The sequence below is a fragment of the Bradyrhizobium sp. Ghvi genome, from assembly GCF_900115265.1.
Lineage (GTDB): Bacteria > Pseudomonadota > Alphaproteobacteria > Rhizobiales > Xanthobacteraceae > Bradyrhizobium.
Genome location: NZ_FOVU01000005.1, coordinates 256,416 through 275,359, shown reverse-complemented (window position 1 = coordinate 275,359; position 18,944 = coordinate 256,416). Strand labels below are relative to the sequence as shown.

The window sequence follows — 18,944 nt, the reverse complement described above, 5'->3', positions numbered from 1 at the left end:
CGCTTCGCAGATCGCCCTTCTTTCCGCGGCGCAAAATTCCCACCGGACACGACGACGAGGACTCCTGAAATGACGCTGTTGCAGGTCGAGCTGGACGATAAATACCGGCTCGAATCGAAGCGGATCTACCTGTCCGGCACGCAGGCCCTGGTCCGCCTGCCCATGTTGCAGCGCGAACGCGACCGGCTTCAGGGGATCAACACCGGTGGCTTCATCTCGGGATATCGCGGCTCCCCGCTCGGCATGTACGACCACGCGCTGTGGCGCGCGAAGTCGCACCTTCAGCAGCACGACATCGCCTTTGTGCCGGGCCTGAACGAGGACCTGGCTGCAACCGCGGTCTGGGGGAGCCAGCAGGTCGGCCTGTTTCCTGGCGCCAAGGTCGACGGTGTGTTCGGCATCTGGTACGGCAAGGGCCCCGGCGTCGATCGCTCGGTCGACGCGCTCAAGCATGCCAATGCGGCCGGCACGTCGCGCAACGGCGGCGTGCTGGCGCTCGCCGGCGACGACCATGGCTGCCAGTCCTCGACACTCGCGCATCAGAGCGAGCAGGTGTTCGCCGCGGCGCTGATCCCCGTGATCAATCCGGCAACGCTGCAGGACTATCTCGACCTCGGCCTCTACGGTTTTACGCTATCGCGCTTCTCCGGCTGCTGGGTCGGCTTCAAGGCGATCAGCGAAACCGTGGAGAGTTCCGCCTCCATCGACAGCGATCCCGAGCGCATACGGATCAAGCTGCCCGATGATTTCGAGATGCCGCCCGGCGGTCTCAACATCCGCTGGCCCGATCCGCCGCTGGAAGCCGAGAAGCGCCTGTTCGGCCCGAAGATGGAAGCGGTGCAGGCCTTCGCGCGCGCCAACCGGCTCGACCGCATCGTGCTGGATTCAAAGCCAGCCCGGCTCGGCATCGTCGCTACGGGCAAGGCCTACCTCGATCTGCGCCAGGCGCTCGCCGACTTAGGCATTACCGACAAGGACGCGCAGGACCTGGGCCTTCGCATCTACAAGGTGGCTCTGACCTGGCCGCTGGAGGAAAGCGGCGCGAGGCGTTTCGCCGAAGGCCTTCAGGACGTGCTGGTGGTCGAGGAGAAGCGCGGCTTCATCGAAGACCAGCTGATGCGCATCCTCTACAACATCGATGCATCGAAGCGTCCGACCGTCACCGGAAAACGCGATGAGCGCGGCGCGCCACTGCTGCCGAGCGAGGGCGAACTGACGCCGACCATCGTTGCTGGCGCGCTGCTGGCACGCTTGCGCAAGCTCGGGCACCACAGCCCGGTGCTGGAGCAGCGCCTCGCCCGGCTCGAGGCCTTCGACCATCCCGTCACCTCAAGTGCGCCGATCAAGCTCGCGCGCACGCCGTACTTCTGCTCAGGCTGTCCGCACAACACCTCGACCCGCGTGCCCGAGGGCAGCCGCGCCATGGCCGGTATCGGCTGCCACGGCATGGCCCTGAGCATGCCGACCCGTCGCACCGATCTGATCTCGCATATGGGCGCCGAGGGCGTGAACTGGATCGGTCAGTCGCCCTTCACGAGCGAGAAGCACGTCTTCCAGAATCTCGGCGACGGGACCTACACCCATTCCGGCCTGCTTGCGCTCCGCGCCGCTTCTGCCGCCGGCATCAACATCACCTACAAGATCCTCTACAACGATGCCGTCGCGATGACCGGCGGCCAACCGGCCGAAGGTGCCTTCAATGTCGCGCAGATCGCGCATCAGGTCTGGGCCGAGGGCGTCAAACGGCTCGCAATCGTCTCGGACGATCCGGACAAATATCCTGACGGCAACTACTTTCCGCAGGGCGCGACCATCCATCACCGCCGCGAACTCGATGCCGTGCAGCGCGAGTTGCGCGACATCAACGGCCTCACCGTCGTGATCTACGACCAGACCTGCGCCGCGGAAAAGCGCCGTCGCCGCAAGCGCGGGCTCTATCCAGATCCCGCCAAGCGCGCTTTCATCAACGAGCTCGTCTGCGAAGGCTGCGGCGATTGCTCGCAGGCTTCCAACTGCGTCTCCGTGCAGCCGCTGGAGACCGAGTTCGGCCGCAAGCGCCAGATTGACCAGTCGAACTGCAACAAGGACTTTTCCTGCATCGAAGGTTTCTGTCCGAGCTTCGTGACCGTGCATGGCGGCTCGCTGAAGCGGATGAAGACCTCGGCAGTCGATTCCGGCCAGCTCTTTGCCGATTTGCCGCTGCCGCCCATGCGTGAGCTGGATGGATCCTACAACATCCTCGTCACCGGTATCGGCGGCACCGGCGTTATCACCATCGGTGCCCTGCTCGGCATGGCCGCGCATGTCGACGGCCGTGGCTGCTCGGCGCTGGACTTCACCGGCCTGTCGCAGAAGAACGGCGCGGTGATGAGCCATGTGCGCATCGCCCGGAAGCCGGAAGACATCTCCGCGGTCCGCATCACCACGGGCGGCGCCGACGTCATCCTCGGCTGCGACATGATCGTCTCGGCCGGCCCGGGCGCGCTCAGCCGCGCCGAGCGCGGCGTGACCAAGGCCTATATCAACGCCGATCTGCAGCCGACGGCGAGCTTCGTGCAGAATCCCGATCTCGATTTCGAGATGGGCGCGATGCAGACCGTGCTGCGTGATGCGGTTGGCGACAAGAACCTCGACATCATCGACGCGACAGGCATCGCCTCCGCGCTGATGGGCGACAGCATCGCCACCAATCCCTTCATGCTCGGCTTCGCCTTCCAGAAGGGCGCGATTCCGCTGACACTGGAGGCGCTGCTCCGCGCCATCGAGATCAACGGCGCCGCGGTCGAGATGAACAAGCTCGCCTTCACCTGGGGCCGCCTCGCCGCCCACGACATGTCGCGGGTGCGCAGCGTGCTGCAGTTCAAAAGCCGGACCTCGGCGCCGAGCAAATCGCTCGACGACATCATCGCGACGCGCGCCGAGTTCCTGACGCGCTACCAGGATAAGGCCTATGCCGACCGCTATCTCGCGGCCGTCGCCAAAGTGCGCAAGGCGGAGGCGGCCGCCTCGCCGGCGTCCACGGAGCTGACGGAGGCAATCGCGAAGAACCTGTTCAAGCTGATGTCCTACAAGGACGAGTACGAGGTCGCGCGGCTCTACACCGACGGCAGTTTTGCGAAGAAGGTCTCGGAGAAATTCGACGGCGACTTCACGCTGAAGTACCACCTCGCCCCGCCGATCTTCGCAAAGCGCGACAAGGCGACGGGACGGCTGCAGAAACAGGAGTTCGGCGGCTGGATGATCCATGCCTTCCGCGTGCTGGCCAGACTGAAATTCCTCCGCGGCGGCGCATTCGATCCTTTCGGTCGCACCGAGGAACGGCGGACGGAGCGGAAGCTGATCGCAGATTATCTGGCAATGATTGATCAGCGCGTCGTCGGGCTGCAGGCGGAGCAGATCCCGCTGCTGGTGCGCCTGGCCCGTGTGCCGCAGAGTATCCGCGGCTTCGGTCACGTCAAGGAAGCCAACGTCAAGCTGGCGGCGGCCGAGACGGCGCGGCTGGAAGCGGAGCTGGAGAACAGCCGTTTTGCCGCTGCGGCTGAGTAGATTGTGGAACGCGCTCGCCACTTACTCACTGTCATCGCCCGGCCTTGATCGGGCGATCCAGTATTCCAGAGACAGTCGAGATAGAATCGAGACGCCACGGCGTACTGGATTGCCCGGGTCGAGCCGTGGCATGACAGGGGTGGAAGTCGCTAGACTGAGGCTGGCACGCCGGCAGTCGTCTTACACGCCGCCGCCCCCTCCGCCAGATGCCGCCCCGCGATATACCCGAACGTCAGGGCCGGTCCGAGCATGATTCCCGGCCCCGGACAATTCCCGTTCATGATCGAGCCCATGTCGTTGCCACAAGCGTAAAGCCCCGCGATCGGCGAGCCGTCCTCGCGCAGCACGCGCGCCTGCGCATCGACCTTCATGCCGATCGCCGTGCCAAGATCCGCCGGATAGATGCGCATCGCGAAGAACGGCGGCCCGACGATCGGCGCGACGCACGGATTTGGCTTGTGTGCGGCATCGCCGAGATGGCGTTGATAGATGGTGCTGCCGCGTCCGAATTCGGGATCGCGGCCCTCATTCGCACCGGAATTGTAACTCGCAACCGTCGCTGTGAGCACAGCCGGCTTGATGCTGATCCTGGCGGCAAGCCCTGCGATGTCGGGCGCCTCGATCAGCTCGCCGGCCACCACAAAGCGCCGGACATTGTGCGTGAACGGCTTGATGCGGCCGAGGCCGTAGCGCCAGAGGAATTGACGATCACAGATTAGATAGAACGGCCTGTTCGGCTCACCGTGGCCATCGCGCAGCATGGCGAGCACGAACTCATGATACGACAGCGCCTCGTTGACGAAGCGCCGGCCCGCAGCATTGACGGCGATCACACCGGGCTTGGCGCGGTCCGTCACCGTATGCGGAAACACACCGCGGCTGCCATCGGCACGGCGGAATAACGAGGCAGGCACCCAATAGGCCGGGCTCGTTGCGTCCGTGTTGAGCGCCGCGCCGATAGCGGTCGCAAGGCGGAGCCCATCGCCCGTAGCAGCGGCGTTGGTCGCCGAGACTAATCCAGCCGCAGTTGGAAAGAAGCGCTTGCGCAAGACCGCATCGTGCGAGAAGCCGCCGGTCGCCAGCACCACGCCACGACGCGCTGCAATGGAACGGTCGCGTGAGCCATGGCGAATGACCACGCCACCGACGCGATCGCCTTGCATGGACAAATCCACGACGTCGGCACTGAAGAGGATTTCGACCTGCCGCGCCAGGAGCGAGGCATAGAGCCGGGCCGCGAGCGCGTTGCCGAGATGCAGCATCGTCCCGCGCGGACTGCGCAGCCGCTGCAATGCGTATTCGGAGACGAGCCGCGCCGCGCGCATGGTCGAACGCAGTGACTTTCCGGTCCGCCGCAGATGCGGGATGTCGAGCCGGTTGACCATCATTCCGCCGAACAGCGTGAATTCCGGCAGCGGCGCGCGCAGCCGCGCGAAATGGACACCCAGCCGCGTGCCATCGAATGCAACCGGCTCCAGCACGCGTCCGCCTGATGTCGCTCCCAGCCGCTCCGGATAATAGTCCGGACAGGCTTTCACCGGCTGAAGGCGCACGTCTGTCTTGGCTTCGAGATAAGCGATCGCCTCCGGCCCGCGCGCAAGGAAGGCCGCGCGCAAGCCCGCATTGACAGTCTCAGGCACCGTGCTCGACAGATACTGGACGGCATCGGTGATGCTGTCGGCGAGCCCCGCTTCCCTCATTTTGGGATTGGCGGGAATCCAGACCATGCCGCCGGACCACGCAGTCGTGCCACCGATCAACGCGATCTTCTCGATCACCAGCACGCGCAGGCCTTCAGCGGCAGCAACAGCGGCCGCCGTCATGCCACCGGCACCGGCGCCGATGACAATGACGTCGTAAGTCTCCTGGGCCGGCATCATGCGGCAAAGGTCCGAAGGTGGAGCATGACACCGTCATATCCTGCCCCCAGGCTCACAGCTAGCGCTGCGGCCTCCGCTCGACCGGATCGATATCAATCGACCGCAGGCGGCCGAGCCGCAACACGTCCATGGCGAGCCGCCGGCCGATCCGGTCGCGGTCGAGCACCCGGATCAGATCGTCGACGCCGTTGATCTCGACGCCGTCGAGCCTGATCACGACGTCGCCGGGCAACAGGCCCGCCTTCGCCGCCGGTCCGTCAGGCTCGATCTGCATCATCAGCGCGCCCATCTTGTTCTCGACGCCGGCCAGCACCGCATGCCGCCGCGGAACCGGCGCGGTCTGCCCGGCAACACCGATGAAGGCGCGGCGGACGTAGCCGTGGCGGATGATCTCCGACAGCACGAATTGCGCGGTGTTGCTGGCAACCGCGAAGCAGATGCCTTGCGCACCGTTGATGATGGCCGTGTTGATGCCGATCACCTCCGCATTCGACGACACCAGCGGTCCACCGGAATTGCCGGGATTGAGCGCGGCATCGGTCTGGATCACGTCCTCGATGGTGCGCCCGCTGACCGACCGGATCGAGCGACCGAGCGCCGAGACCACGCCGGCGGTCACAGTCGATTCGAAGCCGAGCGGATTGCCGATCGCGATCACGAGCTGACCACGCCGCAAACTCTTGGAATTGCCGAGCGCGGCATAGGGCAGATCGCGCACGCCGTTGGCGCGCAGCAGCGCTAGATCCGTGTCGGGATCGACGCCAAGCACGCGGGCATCCCCGACATGGCCCTCGACATCTCGCAGCCGGATCTCCTTGGAGGCGCCGACCACATGGCTGTTGGTGAGCACGAGCCCATCAGGCGAGATCACGATGCCCGAGCCGAGCCCACCGCGCTCACGGCCATTCGGCGTCTTTGGCCCGGTCTCGACGCGCACGACGGCGGGACCGACGCGGTCGGTCACGGCGATCACGGCATTGGAATAGGCGTCCAGCAGGGCCCGGTCATCGACCGGGACAGCAGCTGTCGTTCGCGATGACGCGGCGTCATCGGCGATATCCGAGGTAAAATCCAGCATGGTCGGAGTCCTTGAGGCTCACACAGATGGTGGCCTGTTCCCCCTCCCGCAAGTGCCGCGGCCCGGGTTCAGGGCTGGACTGCCCAAGTGGCTAGGGCACGCGCCGCAGCGTGCCGCCCCTTGCCTTGACCGGGTCGAGCAGCGACCAGTCGCCATCCGGGAGTACATGACCCCTGGGGAATGGCGCGCGCAGCTCGAGCCCGAGCGAAGTCAGCACGCGGTCATCGCGGTAGTAGCATTGCAGGACCACGCGGATGAGCGTTGCCGCGGCTGCACCACCACTCTTGCGAAACTCCTGCGCCACTGCATCGCGCCGGGCGGCATCGAGCTCCGCCAGCGGCTGCCCTGCCAGTCGGGCCAGATGGTCCAGCGCCGCGGACACCAGTTTGATGTCGCGGCCGAGCGTCGCCAACATATCGGCCTGGATCGCAGGATCGTCGGCGCCGGGCACCTTGTACTCGTCGCTGGGCGGCACGATCATCCCGGCGACGGTGCGGAGGTCGTCGCGCTGCGTGCGCGTGAGTTGAAGACTTTCGGACATGGCAGCCTCAGTCGAACAAATTGGCGAGGCGCTGCTTCATCTGGTCGGCGATGTAGAGCGCAAGGGCCTGGATGGTGGAGGTCGGATTCACGCCGCCCGAGGTGACAAAGATGCTGCCGTCAACGATGAAGAGGTTCTTGACATCGTGTGCGCGGCCCCATTCGTTGACGACGGATTTCTTGGGATCGGTGCCCATCCGCGCGGTGCCGAGCAGATGCCACCCGCCCCACGGGATCGGAGAATTGATGCAGATGTCGGTCGCGCCCGCCATCTCCAGCACCTCGCGGCCGCGCGCGAGCGCATGCTCCATCATCTTCCGGCTGTTCTCGGAGATCGTGTAGTCGATCTTCGGCGCGGGGATGCCGTGGCTGTCCTTCAGCACGGGATCGAGCGTGACCTGGTTGTGCTCCTCCGGCAGATCCTCACAGATCGCGGAGAACCCGAGCCGATGGCCATTGAGCTTGCGGAAGACGCGGTGATGATCTTCGCCCCACGGCAAAATGCCCTTCTGCTCGCTGACGACGGCCTCGAATACCGGCCCGGCGCCGCGCACGAACTGCACTCCGTAGCCGCGCACGAAGCCGCGCGACAGATCTGTATCGTACCACTGCTTGCTCCACAGACAGGTCGGCGGCGCCCGATTAGAGTCGGTGGGTTCCTTCACATAACCGTAGATCTGCGCATAGGGGTGGAACATCAGGTTCTTGCCGACGAGCCCCGACGAATTGGCAAGACCATTTGGAAAACGGTCGGATTTCGAATTGAGCAGCAGCCGCGGCGTGCCGACGCCGTTGCAGGCGACGATCACGACATGCGCCGGCTGGAATTGTTCGACGCCATTCTTGTCGTAATAGACCACGCCAGAGGCCATACCGTTCTCGTCGGTGGCGATCTCGCGCACCCGGCAATGCGTGCGCAGCTCGACCCCGGCGCGGATCGCATGCGGCCAATAGGTGATGTCGGTCGAGGACTTTGCACCTTGCGCGCAGGCCGGCGTACAATGGCCGAGATTGATGCAGCGGGCACGGCCCTCATAGTCCATGGTGGCGACCGTCGTATCCGACGGCCACCAGTGCCAGCCGAGCTTGTTCATGGCCTTGCCGATGATGGCGCCCGACAGGCCGAGCGGCTGCTGCGGCATCGGCGGATGGGTCAGCGGCGAGAGCGGATCGCCTGACAGGCCCGATGTCCCCATCATGCGGTCGTTCTCTTCGTAGAACGGCGTCAGCGCGTCGTAGTCGATCGGCCAATCGTCGGCGACGCCATCGAGCGTCTTCACCTTGAAATCGGAGGGATGCAGCCGCGGCCAGTGAGCGGTGTACATCACGGTCGAACCGCCAACGGCGTTATAGTTCACGACCTTGATCGGGGAATTGTCATCGTTGATCGGATAGTCCTCGGGACGGCCGCGAACGTTGGGGCTCGACGACCACTCGCCGAAGAACTTGGCTTCCCAGTCGCGGCCCGTGCTGGGATATTCGGCGGGGTTCATCCAGCCGCCCTGCTCCAGGCAGACGATGTGCATCTTGGTCTCGGCCAGCGACCATGCCACCGCCGCGCCCGAAGCGCCGGCGCCGATGATCAGGACGTCCACGGGGTCTTTCATCAAACCTTCTTCCTCCCGCCCTCGCCGCTTTCCGGGCGATTCGGCCATCACGGCTTGCAAAGCCTGAGAACGATAGGGGCAGACCGGCCGGCGAGTAAAGGCTGGCCGGCGAATGTCGCACTTCGCACAGCGCAGACCATTGGTCTTGCGTCTGCCGGATGCTAGGAACGAGGGGCAAGAGCAATCGATAGCGAGAAATTATGTCCTTCGAGAATTCATTGGCCGTCGCACGCGCCTTCGCGCTTATTATATTTCTCGCGCTGTCCGGATTTCTGGCGACTTCCAGCCCTGCCGCTGCTTTGACCGGGACGGCGACAGTCCGGGACGCCAATTCGATCCAGCTCGGCGACGTCACGTACCGGCTCGACGGCGTCGACGCGCCCGAGCTGGACCAGGTCTGCATCGACGATCATGCCGATCCCTGGACCTGCGGCATCGAGGCCCGTGACCAGCTCACCAAGCTGATCGGCGGAAAGCCGGTGCGTTGCGACGACGTCGGTCCCGAGAAGAACTTTGGCAAGCGCCATCGCGCGATCTGCACGGTTGAGGGCGACAAGGTTTCGTTGAACGAGCAACTGGTCAGACTCGGCTTTGCCATCGCGCGCGAACCTCTCAAGGCCAATGTGAAGCCGGCGGCCGCCGAGGCCAAAACAGCATCGGCAGGCATCTGGAAGGGCTGCTTTGTTGCACCGCAAGAATTCCGTACCGGCAGGAAAGACGGCGCATTGCTCGGCGCCGCCTGCCGCGCCGATCGCGACAAGGAGATTCGCGCGGTGCTGTTTCCTGAGGATCTGACGGCGCCGCCGAGCTGCGCCATCAAAGGCAAGCTTGCGGCGCGTGCGCGCGTCACCGGCAATATCGGCATCTATCATCTGCGGGGCTGCCCGAGCTATGCGGCCACCACCAAGCCGGACCGCTGGTTCTGCTCGGAGGACGACGCCCAGGCGGCTGGCTTCCGCAAGGCCTATAATTGCCGCCGGCCAAAGTGAAACAACGGCTTCACTCATCCGTGAGTGGTAGTCCGAGACCGTATTGATCCGGAATTGAACCGAAACGGGAGTTGCTGCACTTACATGTGTACGCAAGCGCTTCGCGCGAGCGTTTCCTTGGCGGCAATCCGGCTTCGGTCCGATTGCTTTGCTCGGGCGTTTCCTCCCTAGACTTGGGCCGCTTGTCACAAACAAGCGGCTCTTCTTTTGTGAAGAGACGCACTGGATCGGCCCTGCGCTTGAACGCCGCAACTCAAGCCCGACCGCGGATGAGTCGGAACGTCAGAGCGAATCCGACCTCGACAACGATGATGCCAATAACCGCAGTAGAGGCCGCGGTCGCCGGATCGACATGACTTTCGCGCAAACCGTAGCCCAGCAACAGGAAAGAGGCGTTCCAGGCGAGGGCTCCGACGAACGTCGCCGTAGCAAAGCGCATCAGTGGAATGGCCGCTGCCCCGGCAGGAAGAGCCATGTAGACGCGGACAAGGGGAATGACTTGGGCAGCAACGGAAATCCAGAACTGGTTGCAGTGATATGAGCTGGTCAGACGGCGATATCTTTCGACCCTGAGGTTCAGATAGCATCCTGCGCTTTGCACCAGTGCCTCGGCACGTTGCGGGCCGAACCACCGCCCGACCGCGTACCAAATCAGCGAGCCAAGAGTTGACCCGGCTGTGGTCGCCGCGACGGCCCAAGGCAAGGCGGCGAAATTCGGGATGACGAACATGCCCAGCGCGATCAGCATGCCGTAGGAAGGTACGATCGGGAGGAGCTTTTCTGCTACGGCGCACATCGTGAAGCCGAATAGTCCCCAACCAGCTAAGCCGGAAACCAGGACCGACAAATCGGACAGGTCAATCATCTTCCGACCTCGTGCAACGTCAGTGGCTTGCGCCGGACAAGCTTGTAGACTCGGGCGGGCGGAAAATTCCGCAGGACCCGACCATGAAGGCTCGCCTTGAGGCCGAGGCGGTCGAGCAACCGCCGAGACACCGGGCAGCGAACGCCGTAGGTGAATTGGTAAAGTGCGCCACCCTTGCGCAGAAGCGAAAACACGCCGGTCAGGACGGCGCTGACCTTTCTGGGGGACATGTTCAGCAAGGGCAGCCCGCTGATCGCACTTCCTAGAGGTGTATTGCCAAAGAGACGACAGACGCCGAGCCGCGCCGCATCCATCCGGAGCACGCGGGCTTCGGGGAAACGTAGACGTAGAACGCTGGCAAAGTCCGAAACGGACTCGACGAGCGTCAAGTCCGTCTGACGGACTCCGCGCGCAAGCAGGGCCTCGGTAAAGATCCCGGTGCCGGGGCCCAGCTCAAGAACGGGTCCATCCGACGGATCGATCCCGCTCGTGATGAGACTTGCAAGTGCGGGTCCTGAGGGAGCGATGGCACCGACCATCAAAGGATTGGACACGAGGGTCCTGAAGAAGAGAAGCGTATCAGACATGGAACACCATTCGAACCGCCGATTGATTCGGCAGCCTGAGCCCATGAGCAATACGGTCGGTGGATTGCGAGAACATTGCGCATCAACCAGACCTCCGCCGCTACTCGCGGCAAGGTAGATGCCATTCCCCGATCGTGGCGGCGCCTTTTCAGCTGTGCATCTGAATGAACTGATCCATCGGCGGCATGTTCTGATTGAGATGCGCCATGATCCAGACGGTTCCTCCGACCACCAGGAAGACGATCAGCAGGCCGAAAGCCAGCGCCAGTACGTTGTTGGTGTTATCAGGCCCCGTCGTGATGTGCAGGAAGAAGACGAGATGCACACCCATCTGCGCGATCGCGAGCACGATCAGCGCAACGGGGATCGAAGGCTGCCAGACCAGATCGGTGCCCGCGATGAAGAACGAGGTCGCGGTGAGCAGCAGCGCAAGGCCGAGACCCACCACATAGCCGAGAATGCGCTCGCCGACGCTGTGTTGCTCTTCTTCGCCCGGGGCGAGGTCGTGTTCGACATGCATGTGCGTCTGATCGCTCATGCGCCACCTCCAAGCAGGTAGACGACGGAAAACACACCGACCCAGATGATATCGAGCGCATGCCAGAACAGCGCAAAGCACATCATCCGGCGCAGCACGTCGGCGCGAAAGCCCTTGGCGAAGACCTGAGCCATCATGGTGAGAAGCCAAAGCACGCCGGCCGAGACGTGCAGGCCGTGGCAGCCGACCAGCGAGAAGAACGCGGTCAGGAAAGCGCTGCGCGAGGGGCCGTAGCCGCGGCCAACCAGGTCGGCGAACTCCTTGAACTCGATGGCCAGGAAGATCAGCCCGAGCACGCAGGTCACTGCCATGCCGAGATAGAACCAGAACCGGTTGCGGACATCGGCCGCGACGCTCGCCATGCCGCAAGTGAAGCTCGAGAGCAACAGGCAGACCGTCTCGATTGCGACATTGCGTTGATCGAATATCTCCGATCCCTTGGGTCCACCGGCGGTCTGGCCGGACAGTACCGCATAGGCCGCGAAGAAGCAGGAAAACATCACGATGTCGGAGAGCAGGAAGACCCAGAAGCCGTATGCGGTGACGATCCGCTTCGGCGCCGGCCCGGGGTGTTCGGCGGCTCGGCCGATGTGGTGGGGATCAGCGTGAGCGTGCCCGAGAGTCGCAGTCATTGTCATCAGAGCGTCCCCGCTAGGCTGACGAGGTTACGACGCTCCTCGACGTTGATGCGATCGATCCGTTCGACCTCGGCTGCGGGTATGACGTATTCGTCGTGATCGCGCCACGCGAACACGACGAAGGTCGCGAACGCGCCGACGCCGCCAAGGATAACCATCCACCAAATGTGCCAGATCAGCGCAAAGCCCATGACCGTGGCAAAGAACGCACACACGAACCCGGTCGGCGAATTCCTGGGCATCTCGATGTCCTGATATTCCGGCCCCGAGTGGTCCCCGAGCTGCTGCTCCTGGGCGTGCTGCTTCAGCGCCCAATAGGCATCCTCGCCACGGACATCGGGATAGAAGGCGAAGTTGAAGACGGGTGGGGGAGACGAGGTCGCCCATTCCAGCGAACGGCCGTCCCAGGGATCTCCGGTGCGGTCGCGCAGAGCTTCGCGGTTCCTGACGCTGACCACGACTTGCGTGATCTGCGCGAGCACGCCGATCGTCAGCAAGAGCATGCCGAACGCGGCCACCAACATCCAAGGTCGCCACTCCGCGACGTCGTAATGCTGCATGCGCCGGGTCATGCCCAACATGCCCACGACATAGAGCGGCATGAAGGTCACCCAGAAGCCGATGAAGGTGAACCAGAACCCCACCTTGCCCCAGCGCTCGTCGAGACGGAAGCCGAACGCCTTGGGGAACCAGTACTCGAAGCCCGCAAAAGCGGCGAATAACACGCCGCCGATGATGACGTTATGAAAGTGAGCAACCAGGAACATGCTGTTGTGAAGCATGAAGTCCGCCGGAGGCACCGCGACGAGAACGCCGGTCAAACCGCCGATGATGAACGTCACCATGAAGCCGACCGACCACAGCATCGGCGTCGCGAAGCGGATCCGGCCGCCATACATCGTGAACAGCCAGTTGTAGATCTTCACCCCGGTCGGCACCGCGATGATCATGCTGGCGATGCCGAAGATGGCGTTGACATCGGGCCCGGCCCCCATCGTGAAGAAGTGATGCAGCCAGACCATGAAGGAGATGATGCAGATCGCCATGGTCGCGAGCACCATGGAGCGATAGCCGAACAGCGGCTTGCTGGAGAAGGTCGACACCACCTCGGAGTAGATGCCGAAGGCCGGCAGCACCAGGATGTAGACTTCCGGATGTCCCCAGGCCCAGATCAGGTTCATGAACATCATCACGTTGCCACCGGCTTCGTTGGTGAAGAAGTGGAAGCCGAGGTAACGGTCGAGCAGCAGCATCGCGAGCGTAGCAGTGAGGATCGGAAACGCCGCGACGATCAGCAGGTTCGAGGCCAGCGTGGTCCAGCAGAACATCGGCATACGCAGATAATTCATGCCCTTGGTGCGCAGCTTGAGCACCGTCGTCACGAGATTGATGCCGGCCACCAGCGTGCCGACGCCGGAGATCTGCAGTGACCAGGCATAATAATCAACCCCGACGCCGGGCGAATAGGATAATTCCGACAGCGGCGGAAAGGCGAGCCAGCCGGTACGGGCGAACTCGCCGATCACCAGCGACAGATTGACCAGCAGCGCGCCGGTCGCAGTCAACCAGAAGCCGACGGAATTGAGCGTTGGGAAAGCCACGTCACGCACTCCGAGCTGAAGCGGCACGACGAGGTTCATCAACCCGATCACGAACGGCATCGCCACGAAGAAGATCATGATGGTGCCGTGCGCCGAAAAGATCTGGTTGTAGTGCTCCGGCGGCAGGTACCCCTGCGACTGGTAAGCGATCGCCTGCTGGATCCGCATCATGATGGCATCACTGCCGCCGCGCAGCAGCATCACCGAGGCCAGCAGGATGTACATGACGCCGATACGCTTGTGATCGACGCTGGTGATCCATTCGTGCCAGAGATAGGGCAGATGCCCCTTCACTACGACCCAGATCAGCACCGCGAGGATGCCTGCCAGCACAACGCCACCTGCAATGAGCGGAATGGGCTGATCGAACGGGATGGCCGACCAGTCGAGCTTACCGAGCATCCTGGCCTCCACTCTGCGATCGGCCGGCTTCGGATGCGAGCTGCGGCCCTGGGCCTGGGGGAATGTGCTGGGTCGCGATCAGGTCGAACAGGCGCGGGTCTTCGAGCCGATAGGTCGGCCTGCCCTTCTCGATGCCCTGCTGCATCAGCTTCTTGTAGCTCTCCTCGTTCAGCACCGCGTCGGTCTTCGCGGTGGTCGCCACCCAATCCGGAAATGACAACGGCGAGATCACGTTGACGTCGAACATCATGTCGGGAAAGCCGTCGCCGGAGAAGTGCGCCGACAGGCCCTTAAGCTTTCCCTCATTGTCGGCGCGCAGGTTCAGCTTCGTCACCATGCCGTTCATGGTGTAGATCATGCTGCCGAGCTGAGGAATGAAGAACACGTTCATCACGCTCGATGATGTCAGCTGGATGTTCAGCTCGGCTCCCGCCGGCACCGTCAGCGTATTGACGGTGGCAATGCGTTGGTCCGGATAGATGAACAGCCACTTCCAATCGAGCGACACGGCCTGGATGCGCACCGGGCTGCCGGTGCCCGGCACGGGTGCTGCGGGATCAAGCTGATGCGAGCCGATCCAGGCGACGCCGCCGAGAAGGATGACTGTCAGCGCGGGAATCGCCCACACCACCATCTCGACGCGTCCGGAATAGACGAAGTCTGGCTGGAAGTTCGCTCTGGGGTTGGATGCGCGAAACCAGAACGCAAAAGCCAAGATCGCGACGATGGTCGGCACCACGATCGCAAGCATGATGAAGACGGAATCAACCAAAATGGTGCTGTTGGCCGCAGCCACAGGGCCTTGTGGATCGAGCAGATTCATCGGCAAGCCACTGGCGGTTTGGGAGCCCCGGGAAAGAGCCTAGCGTGGGGAAAGGCTCCGCAACAAACGCGATCGCGTGAACTCGGTTCCTACAGCCGCCGGGGCAATGTTAGGGGCGGCATGCAAATTCATGCGATGTCAATGACATGAGAGAGGGACGCCCGGCCTTCTCACGCTCGCAGTCCGTTGCTATCGTCGAAAAAAACAACGGGATGGAACGAGGTACTCGAGCGGTACCGATGCCGGGAGTGAACTGACATGCGCCTGCAGGACAAGGTTGCGATCGTCGTGGGCGCCGGCCAGAGCCCCGGCGAGGGCATAGGCAACGGCCGCGCCACCGCACTGACCTTTGCGCGCGAGGGCGCGAAGGTGCTGTGCGTCGACCATCATCTGGAATCAGCGCAGGAGACCGTGAATCTGATCGCCGCCAGACAAGGCACCGCCGCGGCCTTCGGGGCCGACGTGACCAAGTCTGCCGACATCAAGGCGATGGTCGCCGACGCAAAATCGCGCTGGGGCCGCATTGACGTGCTGCACAACAATGTCGGCGTCAGCCTGTCCGGCGGCGATGCCGAACTGCTAGAGATCACCGAGGAAGCGTTCGACCGCGTCGTCGCCATCAATCTGAAAAGCTGCATTCTCGCCGCGAAAGAGGTGATCCCGATCATGCGGGCGCAGAAGAGCGGCGCCATCATCAACATCTCCTCGATGGCCGCGATCACCACCTACCCTTACGTCGCCTACAAGGCGACGAAGGCGGCGATGATCGCCTTCACCGAACAGCTCGCCTACCAGAACGCCGAATACGGCATCCGCGCCAACGTCATCCTGCCCGGCCTGATGAACACGCCGATGGCGGTCGACACCCGCGCTCGTGAGTGGCACAAGACTCGCGCCGAGGTCGAGGCCGAACGCGATAGCAAGGTGCCGCTGCGCAAGAAGATGGGCACGGCTTGGGACGTCGCGAATGCCGCGCTGTTTCTCGCATCCGACGAGGCGAACTTCATCACGGGTGTGACGCTGCCGGTCGATGGCGGGGCGAGCGTGAGACGCGGGTAGGTCTCGTTCCCCCCGCTTGCTGCCAGAGGCGAAAAAAGCTCGCTCAGTGCGAATACGTCACCCGCCAGACTGTGCCCCCGGTGTCTTCCGAAATCAGCAGCGATCCATCCTTGGCCACCGCGATTCCGGCCGGCCGTCCCCAGACCTGGGCGTCGTTCACGACAAAGCCGGTGACAAAATCCTCGTACTCACCGGTTGGCTTGCCATCCTTCATCTTGATACGGATTACCTTGTAGCCGGTGCGCTTCGAGCGATTCCAGGAGCCGTGCTCGGCGGCGAAGGCGTCGCCCTGATATTCGGATGGAAACTGCGTGCCCTTATAGAAAGTCATGCCGAGCGAGGCCGAATGCGCCTGCACCAGCACGTCCGGCACCGTCACCTTGTCTTTCAGATCCGGCCGCGCACCGGCGTGGCGCGGATCTTCGTTGTTGCCGATGTAGAACCACGGCCAGCCGTAGAAGGCGCCTTCCTTCACGCTGGTGACGTAGTCGGGCACGAGATCGTCGCCGAGACCGTCGCGTTCATTGGTCGAGCACCAGGGCAGCCCGGTCTGCACCTGGATCGCGAGGCCGACGCAGTTGCGAATGCCGGTGGCGTAGAGCTTGCGGTCCTTGCCTTCGGGATTGAAGCTGAGCACAGCGGCACGCTCCGCTTCATAACCCCAGGAGGCGCCGAGGGCTTGCGTGTGCGACCAGGCCTCGAGCCCGCCGGGCGGGCTCCCCATGCCTTCGGCGACATTGCTGGCGGACCCGACCGACACCAGCATGCGCTTTCCGTCGGGCGTGAACACGATATCGCGGGTGGAATGCCCCGATCCGTGCGCCAGGTTCGCCACCATGATTTCGGGCTTGCCCGAGGCCTTCAGATCCCCGACGTGATAGGGAAAGCGGACGAGGTTGCCGGCATTGGCGACATAGATCCATTGCGGATTGTCGCCGTTCGGGAAGAAGGCGATTCCGAACGGGCGGTCCAGCCCGCTGGCAAAGATCTCGTTGGTCGCGACTTTGCCGCCCTCCCCGAGGCGCAGCACGCGAATGCGTCCGGGTCCGGTCTCGGCAACGAAAATGTCGCCGTTCGGCGCGACGCGCAGCACGCGCGCATCGGACAGGCCGTCGGCCAACAGTTCGATCTTGAATCCCTCCGGCACGAGCGGCGTAGCACCACCACGCGCCATCACACGCGTAGGATTGGAGACCGAGCGCGAGGCGCCGGGCGCCGGCAGGTCCTGCGGGCGGATCAGCCTGACGGTGCCGGGCCTGTCGGCCTGCCAGTCGCCAAAAGCGTTCTTGCCTTGCAGCACGGGATCCGCTTGCGCGCCAATGCAGCCAACTCCCAGCCATGCGGCTAGCGCAATGTGCGAGACACGAGATATCACGTCACCTTCCTCCCGACTTTAGCTGCTGCATCCCACGTCAGCTCATGCCCGCACGATGTGCATTTGGCGTGACCCATCGTACTGGAAAACGGCGCGGATCGGTGCAACACATTGTAGGGACACGACCGCCGGTTGCGGTCATCAAAGCTGCGGCATCGGCGTCGCGGTGGTGGGGTGATCATGTGGGGATCAATCGTAACGGAATGGGCAAGCCTGCTGCTGCGCTGGCTGCACGTGGTGGCCGCGATCGCCTGGATCGGCAGCTCGTTCTATTTCATCGCCCTCGACCTCAGCCTCAAACCCGGAAGTGATCTGCCTGACGGTGTGCAGGGCGAGGCCTGGCAGGTTCATGGCGGCGGCTTCTACCGGATCATGAAATATCTGGTGGCACCAAGCCACATGCCGGATGAGCTGACGTGGTTCAAATGGGAGGCCTATACCACCTGGCTGTCCGGTTTCGCGCTGATGGTGGTGGTGTATTATCTCGACGCCGATTTGTTCCTGATCGACAAGTCGGTCCTCGATTTGACACCGGCCCAGGCCGGCTTGTTCAGCTTCTGCAGCCTCGCGCTGGCCTGGCTTCTTTACGAGGCCGCCTGTCGCACTGGCCTCGCGCAGCGCGAGCTGCCCTTCGCCATCGGCGGCTACCTGTTCCTGGTCGTCCTCACCTACGCCTTCACCCATGTGCTGAGCGGCCGCGGCGCCTTCAACCAGATCGGCGCGATCATCGGGACCATCATGGTGGCCAACGTCTTTGCCGTGATCATCCCGAACCAGAAGAAGATCGTCGCCAGCCTGATCGCGGGAGAGGCGCCCGACCCGAAGCTCGGCAAGACCAGCAAGGAACGCTCGGTCCACAACAATTATCTGACGCTGCCGGTCGTCGTGCTGATGATCAGCAACCATTATCCGCTGCTCTATGCCACGCGCTTCAACTGGATCATCGTTGCGATCGTGCTGGCGCTGGGGCCGGTGATCCGCCATTTCTTCAACGAAGGCCATGCCGGACGCAAATCGCCATGGTGGGTGTGGGGTGTCGCAGCAGCGGGTGCGATCGCGATCCTCTTGCTGTCCGCAGCCGGCCCGCGCGAGGTCAAGACGAGCGCGCTGTCGGCACAGCCGACGCTCGCCAATGTCGAGGACATCGTGATGTCCCGCTGCAGCATGTGCCACGCCGCCGAGCCGGTCTGGGCCGGCATCGTGACCGCGCCGAAGGGCATTCTGCTCGATGCGCCGGAAAACATCCACCGCAACATCCGCCTGATCGGGCGCGTCGCCGCATGGTCCAACGCGATGCCGCCGGGCAACATCACCGAAATGACCGGCGAGGAGCGCGCCACCCTCGCCGCCTATATCGGCAAGCAGGATCGCTGACACCGTAACGTGTCGATGCCGCATTCGCGGAATGAAATTTCT

At 63.5% G+C, this 18,944-nt stretch carries 15 protein-coding genes; 4 read left to right on the top strand and 11 right to left on the bottom strand.

Features of this window, described 5'->3' with window-relative positions; translation table 11 throughout:
- Positions 1 to 69 precede the first annotated feature (69 nt).
- Entirely contained in the window at positions 70 to 3,546 is a 3,477-nt protein-coding gene (locus BM374_RS20605; protein WP_092295613.1) for an indolepyruvate ferredoxin oxidoreductase family protein, read from the top strand.
- A gap of 149 nt (positions 3,547 to 3,695) precedes the next feature.
- On the opposite strand, the gene BM374_RS20600 is transcribed toward BM374_RS20605, so the two are convergent.
- The 4 genes from BM374_RS20600 to BM374_RS20585 form a co-directional block, all read right to left on the bottom strand.
- The gene (locus tag BM374_RS20600) at positions 3,696 to 5,426 is read right to left on the bottom strand and encodes an FAD-dependent oxidoreductase (protein ID WP_092295611.1); all 1,731 of its coding nucleotides are present in this window, start codon (positions 5,424 to 5,426) and stop codon (positions 3,696 to 3,698) included.
- Between the two features lie 58 nt (positions 5,427 to 5,484).
- Positions 5,485 to 6,504: a S1C family serine protease gene (locus BM374_RS20595; RefSeq protein WP_092295608.1), complete on the bottom strand. Its 1,020-nt coding sequence runs from the start codon at positions 6,502 to 6,504 to the stop codon at positions 5,485 to 5,487.
- Positions 6,505 to 6,595: 91 nt separating this feature from the next.
- Positions 6,596 to 7,045 (bottom strand): hypothetical protein, encoded by a 450-nt coding sequence (locus BM374_RS20590; RefSeq protein ID WP_092295605.1) that lies wholly within the window; start codon positions 7,043 to 7,045, stop codon positions 6,596 to 6,598.
- Between the two features lie 7 nt (positions 7,046 to 7,052).
- Positions 7,053 to 8,651, bottom strand: a complete 1,599-nt coding sequence (locus BM374_RS20585; protein WP_092296910.1) for a GMC family oxidoreductase — start codon at positions 8,649 to 8,651, stop codon at positions 7,053 to 7,055.
- Positions 8,652 to 8,851: 200 nt separating this feature from the next.
- Here BM374_RS20585 and BM374_RS20580 point away from each other — a divergent pair, with 200 nt between their 5' ends.
- On the top strand, positions 8,852 to 9,640 hold the full coding sequence (locus BM374_RS20580) for a thermonuclease family protein (RefSeq protein ID WP_092295602.1): 789 nt from the start codon (positions 8,852 to 8,854) through the stop codon (positions 9,638 to 9,640).
- 253 nt (positions 9,641 to 9,893) lie between these two features.
- On the opposite strand, the gene BM374_RS20575 is transcribed toward BM374_RS20580, so the two are convergent.
- From BM374_RS20575 to BM374_RS20550, 6 genes are all read right to left on the bottom strand, one after another.
- Positions 9,894 to 10,505 carry a DedA family protein gene (locus BM374_RS20575; protein WP_092295599.1) on the bottom strand — a complete coding sequence of 204 codons (612 nt, stop codon included), beginning with the start codon at positions 10,503 to 10,505 and terminating at the stop codon, positions 9,894 to 9,896.
- Positions 10,502 to 11,092, bottom strand: a complete 591-nt coding sequence (locus BM374_RS20570; RefSeq protein ID WP_092295596.1) for a class I SAM-dependent methyltransferase — start codon at positions 11,090 to 11,092, stop codon at positions 10,502 to 10,504. Before BM374_RS20570 ends, BM374_RS20575 begins: the two co-directional genes overlap by 4 nt.
- A gap of 148 nt (positions 11,093 to 11,240) precedes the next feature.
- The gene (gene cyoD, locus BM374_RS20565) at positions 11,241 to 11,630 is read right to left on the bottom strand and encodes a cytochrome o ubiquinol oxidase subunit IV (protein WP_092295593.1); all 390 of its coding nucleotides are present in this window, start codon (positions 11,628 to 11,630) and stop codon (positions 11,241 to 11,243) included.
- On the bottom strand, positions 11,627 to 12,268 hold the full coding sequence (locus BM374_RS20560; RefSeq protein WP_092295590.1) for a cytochrome (ubi)quinol oxidase subunit III: 642 nt from the start codon (positions 12,266 to 12,268) through the stop codon (positions 11,627 to 11,629). The genes cyoD and BM374_RS20560 overlap by 4 nt, the downstream gene beginning before the upstream one ends.
- Complete coding sequence (cyoB, locus tag BM374_RS20555) at positions 12,268 to 14,271, bottom strand: cytochrome o ubiquinol oxidase subunit I (RefSeq protein ID WP_092295587.1); 2,004 nt, start codon at positions 14,269 to 14,271, stop codon at positions 12,268 to 12,270. Before cyoB ends, BM374_RS20560 begins: the two co-directional genes overlap by 1 nt.
- Positions 14,261 to 15,094 carry a cytochrome ubiquinol oxidase subunit II family protein gene (locus BM374_RS20550; protein ID WP_092295584.1) on the bottom strand — a complete coding sequence of 278 codons (834 nt, stop codon included), beginning with the start codon at positions 15,092 to 15,094 and terminating at the stop codon, positions 14,261 to 14,263. The genes cyoB and BM374_RS20550 overlap by 11 nt, the downstream gene beginning before the upstream one ends.
- 258 nt (positions 15,095 to 15,352) lie before the next feature.
- On the opposite strand from BM374_RS20550, the gene BM374_RS20545 reads away from it, so the two are divergent.
- Positions 15,353 to 16,153 (top strand): SDR family NAD(P)-dependent oxidoreductase, encoded by an 801-nt coding sequence (locus tag BM374_RS20545; RefSeq protein WP_092295581.1) that lies wholly within the window; start codon positions 15,353 to 15,355, stop codon positions 16,151 to 16,153.
- Between the two features lie 43 nt (positions 16,154 to 16,196).
- Here the strand turns inward: BM374_RS20545 and BM374_RS20540 are convergent, their stop codons facing one another.
- Positions 16,197 to 17,528, bottom strand: coding sequence for a PQQ-dependent sugar dehydrogenase (locus tag BM374_RS20540; RefSeq protein ID WP_092295578.1), 1,332 nt, complete (start codon positions 17,526 to 17,528; stop codon positions 16,197 to 16,199).
- 180 nt (positions 17,529 to 17,708) lie between these two features.
- Here BM374_RS20540 and BM374_RS20535 point away from each other — a divergent pair, with 180 nt between their 5' ends.
- A complete protein-coding gene (locus tag BM374_RS20535; RefSeq protein WP_092295575.1) occupies positions 17,709 to 18,902 on the top strand; it encodes a urate hydroxylase PuuD in 1,194 nt (397 codons plus the stop codon).
- Positions 18,903 to 18,944: the final 42 nt, after the last annotated feature.